The sequence below is a fragment of the Pseudomonas sp. GW456-12-10-14-LB2 genome (assembly GCF_002884345.1).
Lineage (GTDB): Bacteria > Pseudomonadota > Gammaproteobacteria > Pseudomonadales > Pseudomonadaceae > Aquipseudomonas > Aquipseudomonas paraglycinae.
Genome location: NZ_POHV01000003.1, coordinates 121,127 through 138,842, shown reverse-complemented (window position 1 = coordinate 138,842; position 17,716 = coordinate 121,127). Strand labels below are relative to the sequence as shown.

The following is a 17,716-nucleotide window of genomic DNA, read 5'->3' as shown; positions in this document are numbered from 1 at the left end:
TTGCCATGGCCCCGAAATCACCGTGACTGCCAATCCCCTCGAAGATCCGTTCTATTACCTCAACAACTTCCGCCAGGTGCTTGATTGGCTTGAGCTTCGTTACGCCGATGTCATGAGCGAAGCGGAGCACGCCTTCATCCGCGACTTCAAGGCACTGCCGCGCGGATCCCAGGGGTTGCTGGTGCGGATGGTGATGCGCAAGGGCGTGCATTTTCGCGCCGGCAAGCTGAATTATCCGGAAATCGGCGACATCGCCGAGGCGGCGCAACCACTGCTGGAGCAGGGCTGGCTCGATGAACAGGCGCCGTTGTCGATGGCGGATCTGTTCGAGGTGCTGCTCAAGGCCGAGATCCTGCAAGCCTTTGGCCCGGCCATCGATCAGCCCCGGGGCAAGAAAGTCGACTGGCTGCCGCTGCTGCACGAACAATTCCCCGAGCCCCGCATTTTCCGGCAATGGTGCCCAACGCTGGCGGATCGGCTGTTCAGCCTGACGCTGATGGACCTGTGCGACCGTTTTCGCCTGATGTTCTTCGGCAACCTCTATCAGGACTGGTCGGAGTTCGTGCTCGCCGACCTCGGCATCTTCACCTACGAAAAAGTTGAGTTCAGCGCCGATTCCCGGGGTTTGCGCAGCCGTGCCGACGTCGATGCCTGCCTGTTTCTGCACGACTGCCAGCTGTATTTCGAAGCCGGCGAGCCGTTGGAGCCGATCGTCGAACAGGTCGCGGCGCTGCATTTCGACAACCCGTGGCTGCAACGCCGGCGCGGCAAGCTGTTGTTCCAGATCGGCCAATACTGCGAGCGCCTCGGCGGATTCGCCCTGGCCCTGAAGATCTATCGCGACTGCGCCTATCCCGGCGCACGATTGCGGATGATCCGCGTGCTGGAGCGCAGCGCCGAGTATGCGTTGGCTCTGGAACTGGCGGTCATTGCCGAGCAGGCGCCGGAAACCGCCACCGAACAGCAGGGCTTGCAACGGATATTGCCGCGCCTGCGGCGCAAGCTCGGCGGGCCACCGATCAAACGCACGGCGCCCGGCCTAGTGGAGCGGCTCGATCTGCACCTGCCGCGTATCGATCCGGCATTGTCGGTGGAATATCACGTTCAGGCGCACCTGCACGAAGAAACGGGCCCGGTGCATTACGTGGAAAACAGCCTGATCAATTCATTGTTCGGCCTGCTGTGCTGGCCGGCGATCTTCGCGCCGCTGCCGGGCGCGTTCTTTCACCCGTTCCAGCGCGGGCCGGTGGATCTCCTCAATGAAGACTTCCAGCCCCGACGCGCCGAGCTGTTTCAGGCCTGTCTGGCCCAACTCGACGATGGCCGCTATGCCGACACCATCCGCGCGCGGTTCGCCGCCAAATGGGGCGTGCAGTCGCCGTTCGTGTTCTGGGGCGCGCTCAATGAAGATTTGCTGGAGCAGGCGCTGGCCTGTCTGCCGGCCGAACACCTCAAGCACTGGTTCAGCCGTCTGCTGCTGGACATCAAGGCCAATCGCGCCGGCATGCCCGATCTGATCCAGTTCTGGCCACAGCACAAGACCTACCGGATGATCGAAGTCAAAGGCCCGGGCGATCGCTTGCAGGACAACCAATTGCGCTGGCTGGAGTTCTGCAACACGCACCGGATGCCGGTCGCCGTGTGTTACGTGCAATGGGCGGAGCAGGGCGCTTGAGCTACAGCATCGCGGTGCGGGCGTTATGCGAATTCACCGCGAAAACCGGTGACCTCGACCTGCGCTTCACCCCGTCACCGACCGCGCTGGAGGGGATTGCCGGGCATCGCACCGTGGCGTCCCGGCGCAACGACGCCTACCAGAGCGAAGTGGCGCTGGAGGGCGCATTCGGGCCATTGAAAGTCAAGGGCCGGGCGGACGGCTACGACCCGACGCAGAACTGCCTGGAAGAAGTCAAAACCTACCGCGGCGATTTGAGCAAGCAACCGGCCAATCACCGTTCGCTGCATTGGGCCCAGGCGAAAATCTACGGCTGGTTGATGTGCTGTCGATTGCAACTTGAGCAGATCAATCTGGCGCTGGTGTACTTCGACATCGTCACGGAAAAGGAAACCTGTCTGGTCGAAGCGTTCAGCGCCGATGCGCTGCGGCAGTTCTTCGAACAACAATGCGGTCTGTTCCTGGCGTGGGCCGAACAGGAAATGGCCCACCGCGACGCGCGCAACCGGGCGGCGCAGCAGCTGGGTTTCCCCCATGCCGCGTTTCGCCCCGGCCAGCGTCACCTCGCCGAATCGGTGTTCAAGGCCGTCAGCACCGGCCGCTGCCTGATGGCCCAGGCCCCGACCGGGATCGGCAAGACCCTCGGCACCCTGTTTCCGATGCTCAAGGCGTTGGCGCCGCAGCAACTGGACAAGGTGTACTTCCTCACCGCCAAGACACCCGGCCGCAAACTGGCGCTGGACGCGGCGCAAGTGCTGTTCGATCACAGCGAAACCTTGCCGCTGCGGGTGTTGGAAATGGTCGCCCGGGACAAGGCCTGCGAACACCCGGACAAGGCTTGCCACGGCGAATCCTGCCCGTTGGCCCAGGGCTTTTACGACCGCTTGCCCGCTGCCCGCGAAGCCGCCAGCCAACTACGTCTGCTGGATCAGGCCGCGCTGCGAGACGTCGCGGCGCAGCACGCGGTGTGCCCGTATTATCTGAGCCAGGAAATGGCCCGCTGGGCCGACGTGGTGGTGGCGGACTACAACTATTACTTCGATTTCAGCGCGCTGCTGTTCGGTCTGGCCCAGTTCAATCAATGGAACGTTGCGGTGCTGGTGGACGAGTCGCATAACCTGGTCGAGCGCGGGCGGCAGATGTACAGCTCCACTCTCGATCAGGCGACGCTGGGCAGCGTGCGCAAAACCGCCCCCGAGGCCTTGAAAAAATCGTTGCAGCGGGTCAACCGCGAATGGAACGCCCTGCACAATGACCAGTTGGCGCCGTATCAGGCCTACGACAGGGCGCCGGAAAAACTGTTGCAGGCGCTCTCATCCTGCACGGCGAGCATCGGCGACTACCTCAACGATCACCCGCAAGGGCTCGACAGCGCCTTGCAGAATTTCTATTTCGAAATGCTGCAATTCGGCCGGGTAGCAGAATTGTTCGACGCGCATTACCTGTTCGACATCAGCAAGCGCGACCTCGAGCGCAAACGCCCGCTATCGCAACTGTGTCTGCGCAACGTGGTGCCGGCGGCGTTCATCGGCCCGCGCCTGACGGCGGCGCGCAGCAGCGTGCTGTTTTCCGCAACCCTCAGCCCGCGCCACTATTACGCGGATTTGCTTGGCACCCCTGTCGACACGGTCTGGATCGATGTCGAGTCACCGTTCAGCGCCGAACAATTGCAGGTGCAGATCGTCAGCCGGATTTCCACGCGTTTCACGCACCGGCAAGCGTCGCTGGAACCGATTGTCGAGCTGATCGCCCGCCAGTTCAGCGAACGCCCGGGCAACTATCTGGCGTTCTTCAGCAGTTTCGATTACCTGCAACAGGTCGCGCAGCTGCTGGCCGAGCGGCACCCGCACATCACCCGCTGGCAGCAATCCCGGGGCATGACCGAAGGCGCGCGGCAGGACTTTCTCGATCAATTCACCGCCCACAGCCAGGGCGTCGGTTTTGCCGTGCTCGGCGGCGCGTTCGGTGAAGGCATCGATCTGCCCGGCGCACGGCTGATCGGTGCATTCATCGCCACCCTCGGGCTGGCCCAGCTCAACCCGGTCAATGAACAGATGAAGCGGCGCATGGCCGCGATCTTCGGCGCCGGTTACGACTACACCTACCTGTTCCCCGGCGTGCAGAAAGTGGTGCAGGCCGCCGGACGGGTGATCCGCACCCAGCAGGATCGCGGCGTGGTGATGCTGATCGATGACCGCTTTGCCGAAAGCCGGATCCGCCAATTGCTGCCGCGCTGGTGGTCGCTGGAGGGGAGTGAATGCGCAGGAAACCTGTCGGGTTGACGTACGTTTCCGGGAATTTGAACAGGGTGATTTCCATCGTTAACTGTAGGATTAATTCCCATACAAAACAGTGACATACGTTGTAAATATCTTGTCTTTGATGAAGTCCGAAAACCGGTCTTTAGTCAAAGGACCGGCCACCGGTATCCCTCAAGACGAGATAAGGAAATCACTGCATGTCTGTCGCCGCTGCCTACCACTACACCTACACGCCAGAGCAGGTCACTGCCGCTTTCGACACCCTCAGCCCAACGCTGTTTTCCGCAGTAACAGCCGAGACCACACCCCGGATGCTGGTCACTGCCGGCGTGCAAAGTTCGGGCAAAACCTACCTGCTGGAAAAAAGCCTGCTGCCTTCCGGTCGCTATCAAAACCATGTTCGCCTCTACCTTCCCCAGTATCGGGAGAGGCATCCGCAATATGAGGAAATGATCAAAATCGGCGTATTGCATGCCTACGAACACACAGAGACGTTCGTCCGCGATCTGTGCCAGAAGATTTTCGAAAGAGCCTTCAGGGAAAAACTCAACATCATTCTGGAGTGTGCATTCGACACCATCGAATTTGCCGCCTTGCCTGAGTACGCCGCCAATGCCGGCTATCAGCTGGAAGTGCACGTGGTCGCCTGCAACTACCCCTTTGCCTTTATTTCCGGGGTTCGACGCGGGCTCAAAAGCCTCGAAAAGGGCGAGCTTGAGCGTTTCGTGAAACCGTCGGCGCTGAAATCCAGCCTGGGTAATGCTCATGCGGTGCTGTACACACTGGAGGCGGTGGCCAGAAAAATCAGCGGCTCGCAGATTTTCCTGTACGAGCGCGGGCTGGGTGCCTTGCAGGATCGGATCCTGCGCGCGCACAGCACATACACCCTGGACACCCAGCACAAGCTTTCCATTACCTCGACATCCACGCCTTACAGTTACGAGGCCTATGAGCGCATTTTCAGCAAATCGGTCAATGGCGAAAACGAGCGTAATGAAATGGTCAGGGAGTGCCACCTGGCCTTGTCCAAGGCAACGCAATACGCGACGCAGGTACCGGATTTCCTCTTCAATGCGCTTTACGCAAGGATCATCAGATATGTCCAGCGATGAGCTGCTGCCCCTTGCCTGGCCCGGTATGCTTTTGCGGCTTTCCAAACCGCCGGTTTGACGCATACTCCAGTCATTGAAAACCTGCTTTGAGCCAAGCCTGATGAGCGAGAACAAGAAGTCCGCTGCAATCGAAGACATGCGCTTTCGTTTGCTGATCGATGCGGTCGTCGATTATGCGATCTACATGATCGACCCCGAGGGGATCATTACCAGCTGGAACTCCGGCGCAAAGCGCTTCAAGGGATATGAAGAGGCGGAGATCCTCGGCGAACACTTTTCCCGGTTCTACACCGATGAAGACCGTGCTAACGGTTTGCCGCAGCGGGCGCTGGACACGGCGATCCGCGAGGGCCGGTTCGAGGGTGAAGGCTGGCGGGTACGCAAGGACGGCACGCACTTCTGGTGCCACGTGGTGATCGATCCGATTTTCAGCCCGGGCGGGCAACTGCTCGGGTTTGCCAAGATCACCCGCGACCTGACCGACCGCAAAATGGCCGAAGAAACCCTCAAGCAGAGCGAACAGCAGTTTCGCCTGCTGGTGCAGGGCGTCACCGACTATGCGATCTACATGCTCAGCCCCGAAGGCCGGGTGACCAACTGGAATCCCGGCGCGCAGCGGATCAAGGGTTACAAGCCGGATGAGGTCATCGGCAAGCATTTCTCGATGTTCTACACCCCGGAAGACCGTGACGCCGGTGAACCCCAGCGCGCCCTGGAAACTGCGGTGCGCGAGGGCCGTTTCGAGAACAAGAGCTGGCGCCTGCGCAAGGACGGCACGCGGTTTCTGGCCCATGTGGTGGTCGATGCGATTCGCGGCGACACCGGCACTTTGCTCGGTTTTGCCAAGATTACCCGCGACGTCACCGAGGCTACCCAGGCGCAACAGGCCCTGGAAAAAACCCGTGAAGCGCTGTTCCAGGCGCAGAAAGTGCAGGCTATCGGCCAACTCAGCGGCGGTATCGCCCACGACTTCAACAATCTGCTGACGGTGATCCTCGGCAACCTGGAAATCGTGCGCAAACGCCTGGGCGATGACCCGAAAGTCAGCCGTCTGCTGGAGAACGCCACCCAGGGCGCCTTGCGCGGCGTGTCGCTGACCCAGCGCATGCTGGCTTTTGCCCGGCGTCAGGAGCTCAAGACCGAACCGATCGAAATCCCGAAACTGGTGCAGGGCATCACCGGGCTGTTGCGCAGTTCACTGGGGCCGGGGATCCGCATCGAAACGCAGTTTCCCGAAGACCTGCAAGCGGTGCTGGCCGACAGCAACCAACTCGAACTGGCGGTGCTCAATCTGGCGACCAATGCCCGTGATGCCATGCCCGAAGGAGGCAACGTCACGATCAGTGCCGAGCCCGAAGTGGTGCTCGAACAGAACGACACAAGCCTGGCAGCTGGGCGCTACGTGTGCCTGAGGGTCACCGATACCGGTGAAGGCATGGACGCCGCCACCCTGGCGTCGGCGAGCGATCCGTTTTTCACCACCAAGGGCTTGGGCAAGGGCACCGGTCTGGGATTGTCGATGGTCCAGGGTTTCATCGAACAACTGGGTGGCCGCTTCATTCTGAAAAGTACAAAGGGGCAGGGCACCACCGCTGAACTGTGGTTGCCGGTAGCCATCGACGGTGTTGTCGCCAAACCGCTTGGCCCGATGGTGTCCACCGATACAGTGCCGCGCCTCAGCGTGCTGGTGGTGGACGACGACAGTCTGGTGCGCACCAGCACGGTTCTGCTGCTGGAAGACCTCGGCCACCGGGTGGTCAGCGCCGCCTCCGGTGCACAGGCGCTTGAGCTGTTCGATCAGGGCGAGGTCATCGACCTGATGATCACCGACATGGCCATGCCGCAGATGAGCGGCGCGCAACTGGCTCACGCCGTGCGCCTGCTCAAGCCGGATCTGCCGATCATCCTCGCGACCGGTTATGCCGAGCGCCTCGAAGGTTTTGCAGCAGGGCTGCCGCGGCTGTCGAAACCGTTCAATCAACTGAATCTGGTGGAGATCATTGCCCAGTCGATAAAGTGAACCGGAGGCACAATCGGGCTGAACTTGTCCGAGACGTGGCGCCTCAAAACGCTTTGTTTCGGAGCGTTCCATCGTGCCACGCATATTGACCCAACCGACCGCCGAAGAGACCCTCAACGAACATAACGCCAAAATGTTCGGTTCACCCAAGGAACGGCTGGATTTCTACCGACGGGAAATCCAGTACGAAACCAGCATCCTGGCCAACCGCACCGATGCCTACCTGGCCGCGCAATCGTTTCTGGTGATTGCCTTCGCGTCCTGCATGGCCAACCTCAATCCCGAGTGGGGCAAGTTGTTCACCCTGGTGGTGCCACCGTTCCTGGCCTTGCTCGGCCTGCTCAGTTCGCTCAATGCCTGGCCGGGGATTCGTGCCGCCTACGACATCATCGATCATTGGCATTTCAAGCAGAGTGAATTGCTGCGCAGCGAACCCCTGATGGGTCTGGCTTATGACGAATCGCCGCTGTTCAGCGAAATGGAGTCGAGCCACAAGGGGTATCGCAAGTCACTGCTGTTTTCCATTCGTACGCCGTGGATCTTTGCAACATTCTGGATGTTGCTCGGCACTTATGCCTTCTACATTCAGGTGACCAACCCGGGAGGCTGAAACACCACCGCGTTCAACGGCCATCTCGTTTAGGATTGACCGGTTTTTTACGCCGCTCGTAGCGGGCAAGAATCGGCTGGGTGCTGATGCCGTGCAGCAGAATGCTCAGCGCCACCACCGACAGGGTCAGGTCGGTACACAGCGTGCCCACGCTGTCGCCCAGCCCATGGTTCAGCGCATAGAAGAGGTAGAACAGACTGCCGATGCCACGAATGCCGAACCAGCCGATCAATAACCGTTGGCGCCCAGCCAATAACGATCCCCACGGCATCAAAGCCACGCAGGCAGGGCGAATGAAACAGAACAGCACGCCGCCGACCAGCAGCGCCCGCCAGTCCCAGTGACTGACCAGCACCACGCCCAGCAGGGTAACCAGAAACACTTCCATCGCCCGCTCGACCAGACCGCCGAAGGCGAGCATGTCGCCCATCATGATGCCGGCGGCCACCTGGCTGTCTTCCAGCCGCTCGGTATCGCCGTGCACCGCCTGCTGCGGCTCGACATTCTGATGACCGACAACCGGTTGCACCATGTGTTCGGCGGGTGGTTGATGGGCGCCGGTGGATTTGACTTCCTCCTGTCGCAAGCCGAGGCCGGCGGCGAATACCGACAGAAAACCGTAGCCACCGATGGATTCAGCCACCACGTAGGCCAGCGCAATCAACGCCAGGGCCAGATAGTCATTCGGGCTCAGAGTGCTGTCATCGTTGCGGATGCGCAGCGAGAGGGTCAGACGACCGATGCCACGGCCCATCCAGTAGCCACAAAGCAACCCGGCCGGAACCGCCCACACAAGGCTGCGCAGTACCCAGTCGGGCCACTCGGCGGCAAACCCTTCACCGTTCAGCAGCAACAGCCCGAGGATCACGAAGGGGAATGCAACGCCGTCGTTGAGCCCGGCCTCGCCGGACAGGCCGAAGCGCACGCTGTCGACGTCCCGCGCATCGTTGACCTGTACCAGCGCTGCGAGCACCGGGTCGGTCGGAGCCAGAATCGCGCCGATCAACAGCGAAGGGCCCCAATTCAGATCCAGGCCAAAATGCAGCAACAGACAGACGCCGATGATCGTCAGCACCATCACCGGACCCGCCAGACCGAATGCAATCCGCCAACGTCTGTCGCGCAATGGCAAACGCAACTTCAAACCGCAGACGAACAGGGAAAACAGCACCGCGACTTCAGTCAGGTGCTCCATCCACAAAGAGGCTTCGTCCAGCGGCAGTTTCAGCAGATCGAGCCCTGCCGGCCCGATGCCCACACCCAGCAGCAGGCAAACAGCCGAGGTCGTTACCGGCATCCAGCGCAGGTACGACGATGTCAGCGCCAGGGTCAGCAGCACGGCACCGAGCACCGCCACCCAGATGATGAAGCTCATGACGCGCGGCCCGCAAGGTCAGTTCGATGCCGCCCCATAACCGGCCTAACCCGCAGTCGTGCGCAGGTATTCCGGCGTCAGCACGTTAAACCAGAGCAGAATCATCGACACCAACAACGTCACCAGCACCAGCAGCGCGACACCCCAGACGCTGGCCGAATACAGCAAACCCTGTTCCTTGCGCTCGTGCATGAAAGTCGGCAGGCCAACGAACAGCAGAAACGTCGAATAGATCGACGCCGCGCCAAGTACCAGCACCGCCAGCCAGCGGCTGGGATACAGGCCGGCGAGCCCGGCGATGAAAAACGGGGTGACGGTGTATGCCGCGAAACCGATGCACTGGTTGAGCGTCGGCCGCGCATCGAAGGTGCGCGACATCCAGCGAATGAATCCGCCAATGATCGCCACGCCGACCACGATGGTGATATAGAGCAGGACACTCAGCTGCAACGCGCTGGCACTGCTGAGCCTGACGGTTTCACCCACCGCCAGGCTCCAGCCGACATAGGTGGTGCCGATGAACAGACACACCGCCGGGACGAGGGCGAGCAACAGCAGGTGAGCAAGGTAATGACGCGGGTGGGCCTCTTCTTCGCGGCGGATGTCAGTCCAGGCAAAGTTCGGCTGGGTGAAGAGTTTGATAATAGGCGCAGACATGACGACCTCCTGATCTCTTGCAACCCGAACGGGCCATGAAGGTATGGAGAGGTCGCCTTGTCCAGCGGTTCACTTTTTCTGGCAAGTGGTTCAGAGCATCGGTTTGCCGCCGGTCACGCCATAGCGCTGGCCCGTGATGTAGCTGGCTTCATCAGACGCCAGCAGCACATAGATCGGCGCGACCTCCACCGGCTGGCCGGGGCGGCCGAGTGGCGTTTGCCCGCCAAAGTTCTGCACTTCCTCATCCGGCATGGTCGAGACGATCAGCGGCGTCCAGATCGGCCCCGGTGCCACGCAATTCACGCGGATTTCCCTCGGGCCGAGCATTTGCGCCAGACCACCGGTGAAATTGGCGATGGCGCCTTTGGTGGTGGCGTAGGCGAGCAGGGTGGGCTTGGGCATGTCCGAGTTGATCGAACTGGTGTTGATGATGGAGGAGCCAGGTCCCATGTGTTTGATGGCAGCCTGGCACAGACGGAAGATCGCGGTGATGTTGACGTCGAAGGTCATCACCCATTCGTCGTCGGGAATCTCCTCGAAGGTTTCGTGGGTCATCTGGAAAGCCGCGTTGTTGACCAGCACGTCGATGCGGCCGAAGCGCTTGACGGTTTGATCCACCAACGCCTGGCACTGGGCTTTCTCGGCAATGTCACCGGGCAGCAACAGGCACTGGCGACCGGCCTGTTCGACCCAGCGCGCGGTTTCCTTGGCATCTTCATGTTCATTCAAATAGGCGACCGCCACATCGGCACCTTCGCGGGCGAAGGCAATGGCCACCGCCCGGCCGATGCCACTGTCGGCGCCGGTGATCAGGGCGATCTTGCCGGCCAGCCGACCGGAGCCGGTGTAGCTTTGCTCGCCGCAATCGGGGTAGGGCTCCATCTTGCGCTGGGAGCCGGGAACCGGCTGCGCCTGTTTCGGGAACGGGGGTTTTGGATAGTCGGTCATCGTCAATCTCCGGGTCTCAGGACAGGTAGGCCGGTTGACCCGGCCCGTCTGCGGTGAGTTCGATCGGATTGACGCTCGGGTTTGCCCTGACTTGATTACCGGGACTCGAGGGCTCGCTCCATCCGCGCAATGCCTTCTTCGAGCATCGAACGCGGGCAACCGAAGTTCAGGCGCACGAACTGCTGGCTGTGGTCGCCAAAATCCAGGCCCGGGCTGAGGCCGACCCGGGCGTGGTCCAGGAAGAACTTCTGCGGATCGTCCAGATCCAGCGCCGAGCAATCGAGCCAGGCCAGATACGTGCCTTGCGGCACATTGAGGGTCACGCCGGGCAAACGGCTGCGCACGGCGTCCACCAGCCAGTCACGGTTGGCTTGCAGATACTGCTTCAGCGCCTCTAGCCACGGACCGGCTTCGCTGTAGGCCACGCGGGTGGCTTCCATGCCCAGCGGGTTGACGCTGTCGACCATGCCGCAACGGGCGTGGTTGACGCGTTCACGCAGGGCGGCGTCCTGGATGATCATGAACGAAGTCTTGAGACCGGCGATGTTGTAGGCCTTGCTCGCCGACATCAGGGTGATGGTGCGGCGGGCGATTTCCGGGCTCAGGGACGCGGTCGGAATGTGGACGCGACCGTCGTAGCACAGCTCGGCGTGGATCTCGTCGGAGATGATCCAGGCGTCCTGCGCCACGCAGATGTCCGCTACCGCTTGCAGTTCTTCACGGCCGAAGACTTTGCCGATCGGGTTGTGAGGGTTGCTCAGCAGCAGGGCGCCGACACCGGTCAGGGATTCACGCAGTGCGTCCAGCGGGGTGGCGTAGGTGCCGTCGGCCTGGGCGTTGAATTCCAGCTCGACCTTGTTCAGGCCCCAATGGCCAGGTGCATGGCGCAGCGGCGGGTAATTCGGGGTTTGCACCACGACGTTCTGCTGCGGTTGCACCAGAGCCTTGAGCGCCATGTTGAAACCCGACTCCACGCCCGGCAGGAAAATCAGTTCTTGGGTTTTGACCCGCCAGGCGAACTTGTTCCAGAGGTCGGCGACGATGGCCTCACGTAGGTTGTCCTGGGCCACGCTGTAGCCCACCAACGGGTGCAGCAGGCGTTGTTGCAGGGCCTCGATAACCACCGGCGGCGCGGCGAAATCCATGTCAGCGACCCACATCGGCAACACGTCGGCCGGATAGCGGCTCCACTTGGTGCTGCCGGTGTCGTGGCGGTCGAATACCTGATCAAAATCGAAAGTCATGCGCGGTCTCTGAGGCGGAGATGGGTCGTGCCGGCGATGATAAACCCCCATCCCCTGTGGGCGCGAACTTGTGACCGATGAATGGCCGACGGTCGGTTTTCACACAAGCGGCGGGAGCTTTGTCTACAGTGAAAAAGTCGGCACTCGTCTGCCGCAACCGTGATTGTCCAGAACAAACCCGGCACCAGTACCGGGTTCCACCTGATCAGGAGTGCACGATGGATCTCAGCCGTCGTCAGTTCTTCAAGGTCGCCGGTATCGGCCTTGCAGGCTCTAGCCTGGGCGCGTTGGGCATGGCCCCGACGCAGGCCTTCGCCGAGCAGGTGCGCCACTTCAAGCTTGCCCACACCCATGAAACCCGCAACACCTGCCCGTATTGCTCGGTCGGTTGCGGCTTGATCATGTACAGCCAGGGCGATGCCGCGAAGAACGTTGCGCAAAACATCATCCATATCGAGGGCGACGCCGACCACCCGGTCAACCGCGGCACTTTGTGCCCGAAAGGCGCCGGTCTGCTGGACTTCATTCACAGCCCCGGCCGCTTGCAGTACCCGCAGGTGCGCAAGCCCGGCAGCAGCGAATGGACCCGGATCACCTGGGACGAAGCCCTCGACCGCGTCGCCGACCTGATGAAGGCCGACCGCGACGCCAATTTCGTCGAACAGAACGCCCAGGGCCAGACGGTCAATCGCTGGCTGACCACCGGTTTCCTCGCAGCGTCGGCAGCGTCCAACGAAGCGGGCTACATCACCCACAAGGTGGTTCGCAGTCTCGGCATGCTGGGGTTCGATAACCAGGCGCGTGTCTGACACGGCCCGACGGTGGCAAGTCTTGCCCCGACGTACGGCCGTGGAGCCATGACCAACACCTGGACCGATATCGCCAACGCGAATCTGATCCTGGTGATGGGTGGCAACGCAGCAGAAGCCCATCCTTGCGGCTTCAAATGGGTGACCGAAGCCAAGGCGCACAACGCCGCGCGGCTGATTGTGGTCGATCCGAGGTTTACCCGGACCGCGTCCGTAGCCGATTACTACGCGCCAATCCGCACCGGCAGCGACATCGCGTTCATGGGCGGGCTGATCAATTACCTGTTGACCGAGGACAAGATCCAGCACGAATACGTGCGCAACTACACCGACGTGTCGTTTATCGTCAAAGCCGGTTTCGGCTTCGAGGACGGACTGTTCACCGGTTACGACGCGGCCAAACGCAGTTACACCGACAAATCCACCTGGGGTTACGAACTGGGCGAGGACGGCTTCGTCAAAGTCGACCCGAGCCTGCAGGACCCGCGCTGCGTCTATCAACTGATGAAGCAGCATTACAGCCGCTACAACATCGACCTGGCGAGCCAGATCTGCGGCATGCCGGTCGATGCGATGAAAAAGATCTGGGAGGAAATTGCCACTTGCTCGGCACCGGGCAAGACCATGACCATTCTCTATGCGCTGGGCTGGACTCAGCACTCGATCGGCTCGCAGATAATACGCAGCGCAGCGATGGTGCAACTGTTGCTGGGCAACGTCGGCATGCCGGGCGGCGGGGTCAACGCCTTGCGCGGGCACTCGAACATTCAGGGCCTGACAGACCTTGGCCTGCTGTCCAACGCGCTGCCGGGTTATCTGACCTTGCCCACCGACGCCGAGCAGGATTACGCGGCCTACATCCATAAACGCACCCAGGTTCCGTTGCGGCCGGGGCAATTGTCCTACTGGCAGAACTACAGCAAGTTCCACGTCAGCCTGATGAAAGCCTGGTACGGCGCCAATGCCACTGCCGAAAACCAGTGGGCGTACAACTACTTGCCGAAACTCGACATCCCCAACTACGACATCCTCAAGGTGTTCGACCTGATGGGGCAGGGCAAGGTCAACGGCTACATGTGCCAGGGCTTCAACCCGATTGCCGCGTTGCCGGACAAGAACCGGGTGATGGCGGCGCTGGCCAAGCTCAAATGGCTGGTGGTGATGGACCCGCTTGCCACCGAAACTTCGCAGTTCTGGGAACATGTCGGGCCGTTCAACGATGTTGAGAGCGCCGATATCCAGACCGAAGTGATCCGCCTGCCGACCACCTGTTTTGCCGAAGAGGACGGCTCGCTGGTCAACAGCAGCCGCTGGCTGCAATGGCACTGGAAAGGCGCCGACGGCCCGGGCGAGGCGCGCACCGACGTTCAGATCATGAGTGCGCTGTTCCTGCGCCTGCGTGAGCGTTATCAGGCCGAGGGCGGCAAATTCGCCGATCCGCTGTTGAAGTTGTCGTGGCCGTACAAGATCGCCGAAGAGCCCTCACCGGAAGAAATCGCCAAAGAGATCAACGGCTACGCCACCACGGATTTCACCGACGCCACCGGCGCGACGATCAAGGGCAACTCGCAACTGGCCGGGTTCGCCCAGCTCAAGGATGACGGCAGCACCGCGTCCGGCTGCTGGATTTTCTGCGGCAGCTGGACCGAGGCTGGCAACCAGATGGCCCGGCGCGACAACGCCGATCCGTACGGCATGCACCAGCATCAGGGCTGGGCGTGGGCCTGGCCGGCCAACCGGCGGATTCTCTATAACCGCGCCTCGGCGGACGTCGCCGGCAAGCCGTGGGATCCGAAAAAACGCCTGGTCTGGTGGAACGGCAAGGCCTGGGGCGGCACCGATGTGCCGGACTACAAGGCCGACGTGCCGCCGGAAGCCGGGATGAACCCGTTCATCATGAACCCCGAAGGTGTGGCGCGGTTCTTCGCCGTCGACAAGATGAACGAAGGGCCATTCCCCGAGCACTACGAGCCGTTCGAAACGCCGATCGGCATCAACCCGCTGCACCCGGACAACAAGAAAGCCACCAGCAACCCGGCGGCGCGGATCTTCGATTCGGTGTGGGACAGCCTAGGCGTAGCCAAGGATTACCCGTATGCAGCGACCAGCTACCGGCTGACCGAGCATTTCCACTTCTGGAGCAAGCACTGCAAGTTGAACGCGATTGCCCAACCCGAGCAGTTCGTGGAAATCGGCGAAGTGCTGGCCAAGGAGAAGGGCATCGCTGCCGGCGATCGGGTGCGCGTGAGCAGCAAACGCGGGTTCATTGAAGCGGTGGCGGTGGTGACGAAAAGGATCCGGCCGTTGCAGGTCAACAACCAGGTGGTGCACCAGATCGGCATTCCGCTGCACTGGGGTTTCACCGGCCTGACGCGCCACGGTTACCTGACCAACACCCTGGTGCCGTTCCTCGGCGATGGCAATACACAGACCCCGGAATCCAAGTCATTCCTGGTCAACGTGGAGAAACTCTGATGGAGAATCTTTAGATGGCCAGCCAAGACATCATTGCCCGCTCGGCCACCACGACCCCGGCGCCTTCGATACGCGGCCAGGAACAGGTGGCCAAGCTGATCGACACCACCAAATGCATCGGTTGCAAGGCCTGTCAGGTCGCGTGCTCGGAATGGAACGAGCTGCGCGACGAGGTCGGCCACAACCACGGCACCTACGACAATCCGCAGGATCTGAGCGCCGATTCATGGACGCTGATGCGCTTCACCGAGCACGAAACCGACGCCGGCAACCTCGAATGGCTGATCCGCAAGGACGGCTGCATGCACTGCGCCGAGCCCGGATGCCTGGCGGCGTGCCCCAGCCCTGGCGCGATCATCAAGCACGCCAACGGCATCGTCGATTTCGACCAGGACCACTGCATCGGCTGCGGTTATTGCATCACCGGTTGCCCGTTCAACATCCCGCGCATTTCGCAGAAGGACCACAAGGCCTACAAATGCACGCTCTGTTCGGACCGGGTGGCGGTGGGGCTGGAACCGGCCTGCGTGAAAACCTGCCCGACCGGGGCCATCGTGTTCGGCACCAAGGACGACATGAAGACCCACGCCGCCGAGCGCATCGTCGACCTGAAAAGCCGAGGCTTCGACAACGCCGGCCTGTATGACCCGCAAGGCGTCGGCGGCACCCACGTCATGTACGTGCTGCACCACGCCGACACCCCGAAAATCTACGCCGGCCTGCCGGACAACCCCGAGATCAGCCCGCTGGTGGGCTTGTGGAAAGGCATCAGCAAACCGCTGGGCCTGCTGGCCATGGGCGCGGCGGTGCTGGCCGGGTTCTTCCATTACGTGCGGATCGGCCCGAACCGGGTCGAGGAAGATGAACATCCCGAACCGCCCGACACCTCGGTGCACGTCGTCGACCCGGCGGTGCACACCTTCGACCCACGCGGGGAGGGCCGGCCATGAGCAACAAGACGATCCTGCGCTACACCGCCAACCAGCGCACCAATCACTGGCTGGTGGCGATTCTGTTCTTCATGGCCGGCCTGTCGGGGCTGGCACTGTTCCATCCGTCGATGTTCTGGCTGACCCACCTGTTCGGCGGCGGGCCGTGGACGCGGATCCTGCACCCGTTCATGGGCGTGCTGATGTTCGTGTTCTTCCTCGGCCTGGTATTTCGCTTCTGGCGTTCCAACTTCTTCATCGACAACGACTGGAAATGGTTGCGACGCATCGACCGGGTGCTGGTCAACGACGAGGAGACCGTGCCGGCGGTGGGCAAATACAACGCCGGGCAAAAGCTGCTGTTCTGGACTTTACTGCTGTGCATGCTCGGATTGCTGTTCACGGGATTGGTGATCTGGCGCGCGTATTTCAGTCATTACTTCGGCATCACCACGATCCGCTGGGCGATGTTGCTGCACGCTCTGGCGGGGTTTGTGCTGATCCTGAGCATCATCGTGCACATCTACGCCGGGATCTGGATCAAGGGCTCGGTGGACGCAATGATGCACGGTTGGGTCAGCCGCGCCTGGGCCAGGAAACACCATGCACTCTGGTATCGCGAGGTGGACAGCAAGGATCCGCCAGAGCGACCGGTCACGAAAAAGGGCTGACAGTTGCCAACCATCCTCGAACCCGGAGAAATCGAAGCGGCGGCCAGTTCGCCGCCGTTTCTGCACCTGCCGCCGCACAACCTGTTCCTGTTGCGGGCCCAGCGTCTTGAGCGTTTGGCCGACGGGCATCCGCTGGCCGACTACCTGCATTTGATCGCTGGTTTGTGCCGGGTCCAGCAGCAGATCCTCGATGATCCGCCCTCAACCGCGCCGCTTGATCAACAGCGGCTGGAGGTCTGCCGGCAACACGGCATGCCGCCGTTCGCCGCCGACACCCTGATTCGCGAGGACACCTGGCAGCTGTATCTCGGGGCCTTGCTCCAGCGTTATGTCGTCCCCGAGCAACCGGCTGTGGTCGAGGCCGTGACCACACTGCGCATCGCCAGCCCCGGCCAGTGGCGCGCCTGGGCCGTGGCGCTGGTCAGCGGTCAGTATTCGCTGGTGCCGGCGGCGCTGGTGCCGTTTCTCGGGGCGGCGCTGCAAGCGGCGTGGAGTCACTGGCTGCTCAGCGCACAGAACCTGCAACTGACGCCCGGCGACAGCCTCAGCCAGTGCCCGGCCTGTGGCTCGCCGGCCATGGCCGGGGTGATCCGCCATCGCGGCAAGCACAACGGCCTGCGTTATCTGGTGTGTTCACTGTGCGCCTGCGAATGGCATGTGGTGCGGGTCAAGTGCGTGTATTGCGAGCAGAGCAAAGGGCTTGAATACCTGAGCCTCGAGGATGATCGCCACGCCGCCAATCAGGCGCCGTTGCGCGCCGAAGTCTGTCCGGGCTGCAACAGCTACCTGAAGTTGCTGTATCTGGAAAACGACGGGGAGGGCGAGGCGCTGTCGGCGGATCTGGGCAGTCTGCTGCTCGACATGCGCTTGGCTCAGGACGGTTATCAGCGGCTGGCGCCGAATTTGTTGCTGGCGCCCGGCGACGAATAA

The 17,716-nt window shown here is 61.8% G+C and carries 13 protein-coding genes; 9 read left to right on the top strand and 4 right to left on the bottom strand.

Annotation, left to right across the window (positions count from 1 at the left end; all coding sequences use genetic code 11):
* Positions 1-22 precede the first annotated feature (22 nt).
* The 5 genes from C1X29_RS03125 (at position 23) to C1X29_RS03105 (ending at position 7,678) form a co-directional block, all read left to right on the top strand.
* Positions 23-1,675, top strand: coding sequence for a VRR-NUC domain-containing protein (locus C1X29_RS03125; RefSeq protein WP_102716841.1), 1,653 nt, complete (start codon positions 23-25; stop codon positions 1,673-1,675).
* On the top strand, positions 1,672-3,957 hold the full coding sequence (locus tag C1X29_RS03120; protein WP_102686182.1) for an ATP-dependent DNA helicase: 2,286 nt from the start codon (positions 1,672-1,674) through the stop codon (positions 3,955-3,957). The genes C1X29_RS03125 and C1X29_RS03120 overlap by 4 nt, the downstream gene beginning before the upstream one ends.
* A gap of 176 nt (positions 3,958-4,133) precedes the next feature.
* On the top strand, positions 4,134-5,048 hold the full coding sequence (locus C1X29_RS03115) for a zeta toxin family protein (protein WP_102716840.1): 915 nt from the start codon (positions 4,134-4,136) through the stop codon (positions 5,046-5,048).
* Positions 5,049-5,148: 100 nt separating this feature from the next.
* Positions 5,149-7,068: a PAS domain-containing sensor histidine kinase gene (locus C1X29_RS03110; RefSeq protein WP_102716839.1), complete on the top strand. Its 1,920-nt coding sequence runs from the start codon at positions 5,149-5,151 to the stop codon at positions 7,066-7,068.
* A 73-nt stretch (positions 7,069-7,141) separates the two neighbouring features.
* Positions 7,142-7,678: a hypothetical protein gene (locus C1X29_RS03105; protein ID WP_102686181.1), complete on the top strand. Its 537-nt coding sequence runs from the start codon at positions 7,142-7,144 to the stop codon at positions 7,676-7,678.
* A 13-nt stretch (positions 7,679-7,691) separates the two neighbouring features.
* Here the strand turns inward: C1X29_RS03105 and C1X29_RS03100 are convergent, their stop codons facing one another.
* The 4 genes from C1X29_RS03100 to C1X29_RS03085 form a co-directional block, all read right to left on the bottom strand.
* Entirely contained in the window at positions 7,692-9,053 is a 1,362-nt protein-coding gene (locus tag C1X29_RS03100; protein WP_102686180.1) for a sodium:proton antiporter, read from the bottom strand.
* Positions 9,054-9,098: 45 nt separating this feature from the next.
* On the bottom strand, positions 9,099-9,710 hold the full coding sequence (locus C1X29_RS03095; protein ID WP_085610274.1) for a Yip1 family protein: 612 nt from the start codon (positions 9,708-9,710) through the stop codon (positions 9,099-9,101).
* Between the two features lie 90 nt (positions 9,711-9,800).
* Positions 9,801-10,658: a glucose 1-dehydrogenase gene (locus C1X29_RS03090; RefSeq protein ID WP_102716838.1), complete on the bottom strand. Its 858-nt coding sequence runs from the start codon at positions 10,656-10,658 to the stop codon at positions 9,801-9,803.
* A 95-nt stretch (positions 10,659-10,753) separates the two neighbouring features.
* Complete coding sequence (locus C1X29_RS03085; protein WP_102716837.1) at positions 10,754-11,902, bottom strand: MalY/PatB family protein; 1,149 nt, start codon at positions 11,900-11,902, stop codon at positions 10,754-10,756.
* Between the two features lie 218 nt (positions 11,903-12,120).
* On the opposite strand from C1X29_RS03085, the gene fdnG reads away from it, so the two are divergent.
* The 4 genes from fdnG to fdhE are packed head-to-tail and all read left to right on the top strand — an operon-like array spanning position 12,121 to position 17,716.
* Positions 12,121-15,186, top strand: coding sequence for a formate dehydrogenase-N subunit alpha (gene fdnG, locus C1X29_RS03075; RefSeq protein WP_146023249.1), 3,066 nt, complete (start codon positions 12,121-12,123; stop codon positions 15,184-15,186).
* A 14-nt stretch (positions 15,187-15,200) separates the two neighbouring features.
* On the top strand, positions 15,201-16,136 hold the full coding sequence (gene fdxH / locus C1X29_RS03070; protein WP_085667048.1) for a formate dehydrogenase subunit beta: 936 nt from the start codon (positions 15,201-15,203) through the stop codon (positions 16,134-16,136).
* Complete coding sequence (locus C1X29_RS03065; protein ID WP_102716835.1) at positions 16,133-16,786, top strand: formate dehydrogenase subunit gamma; 654 nt, start codon at positions 16,133-16,135, stop codon at positions 16,784-16,786. The genes fdxH and C1X29_RS03065 overlap by 4 nt, the downstream gene beginning before the upstream one ends.
* Positions 16,787-16,789: 3 nt before the next feature.
* A complete protein-coding gene (gene fdhE, locus C1X29_RS03060; protein WP_102716834.1) occupies positions 16,790-17,716 on the top strand; it encodes a formate dehydrogenase accessory protein FdhE in 927 nt (308 codons plus the stop codon).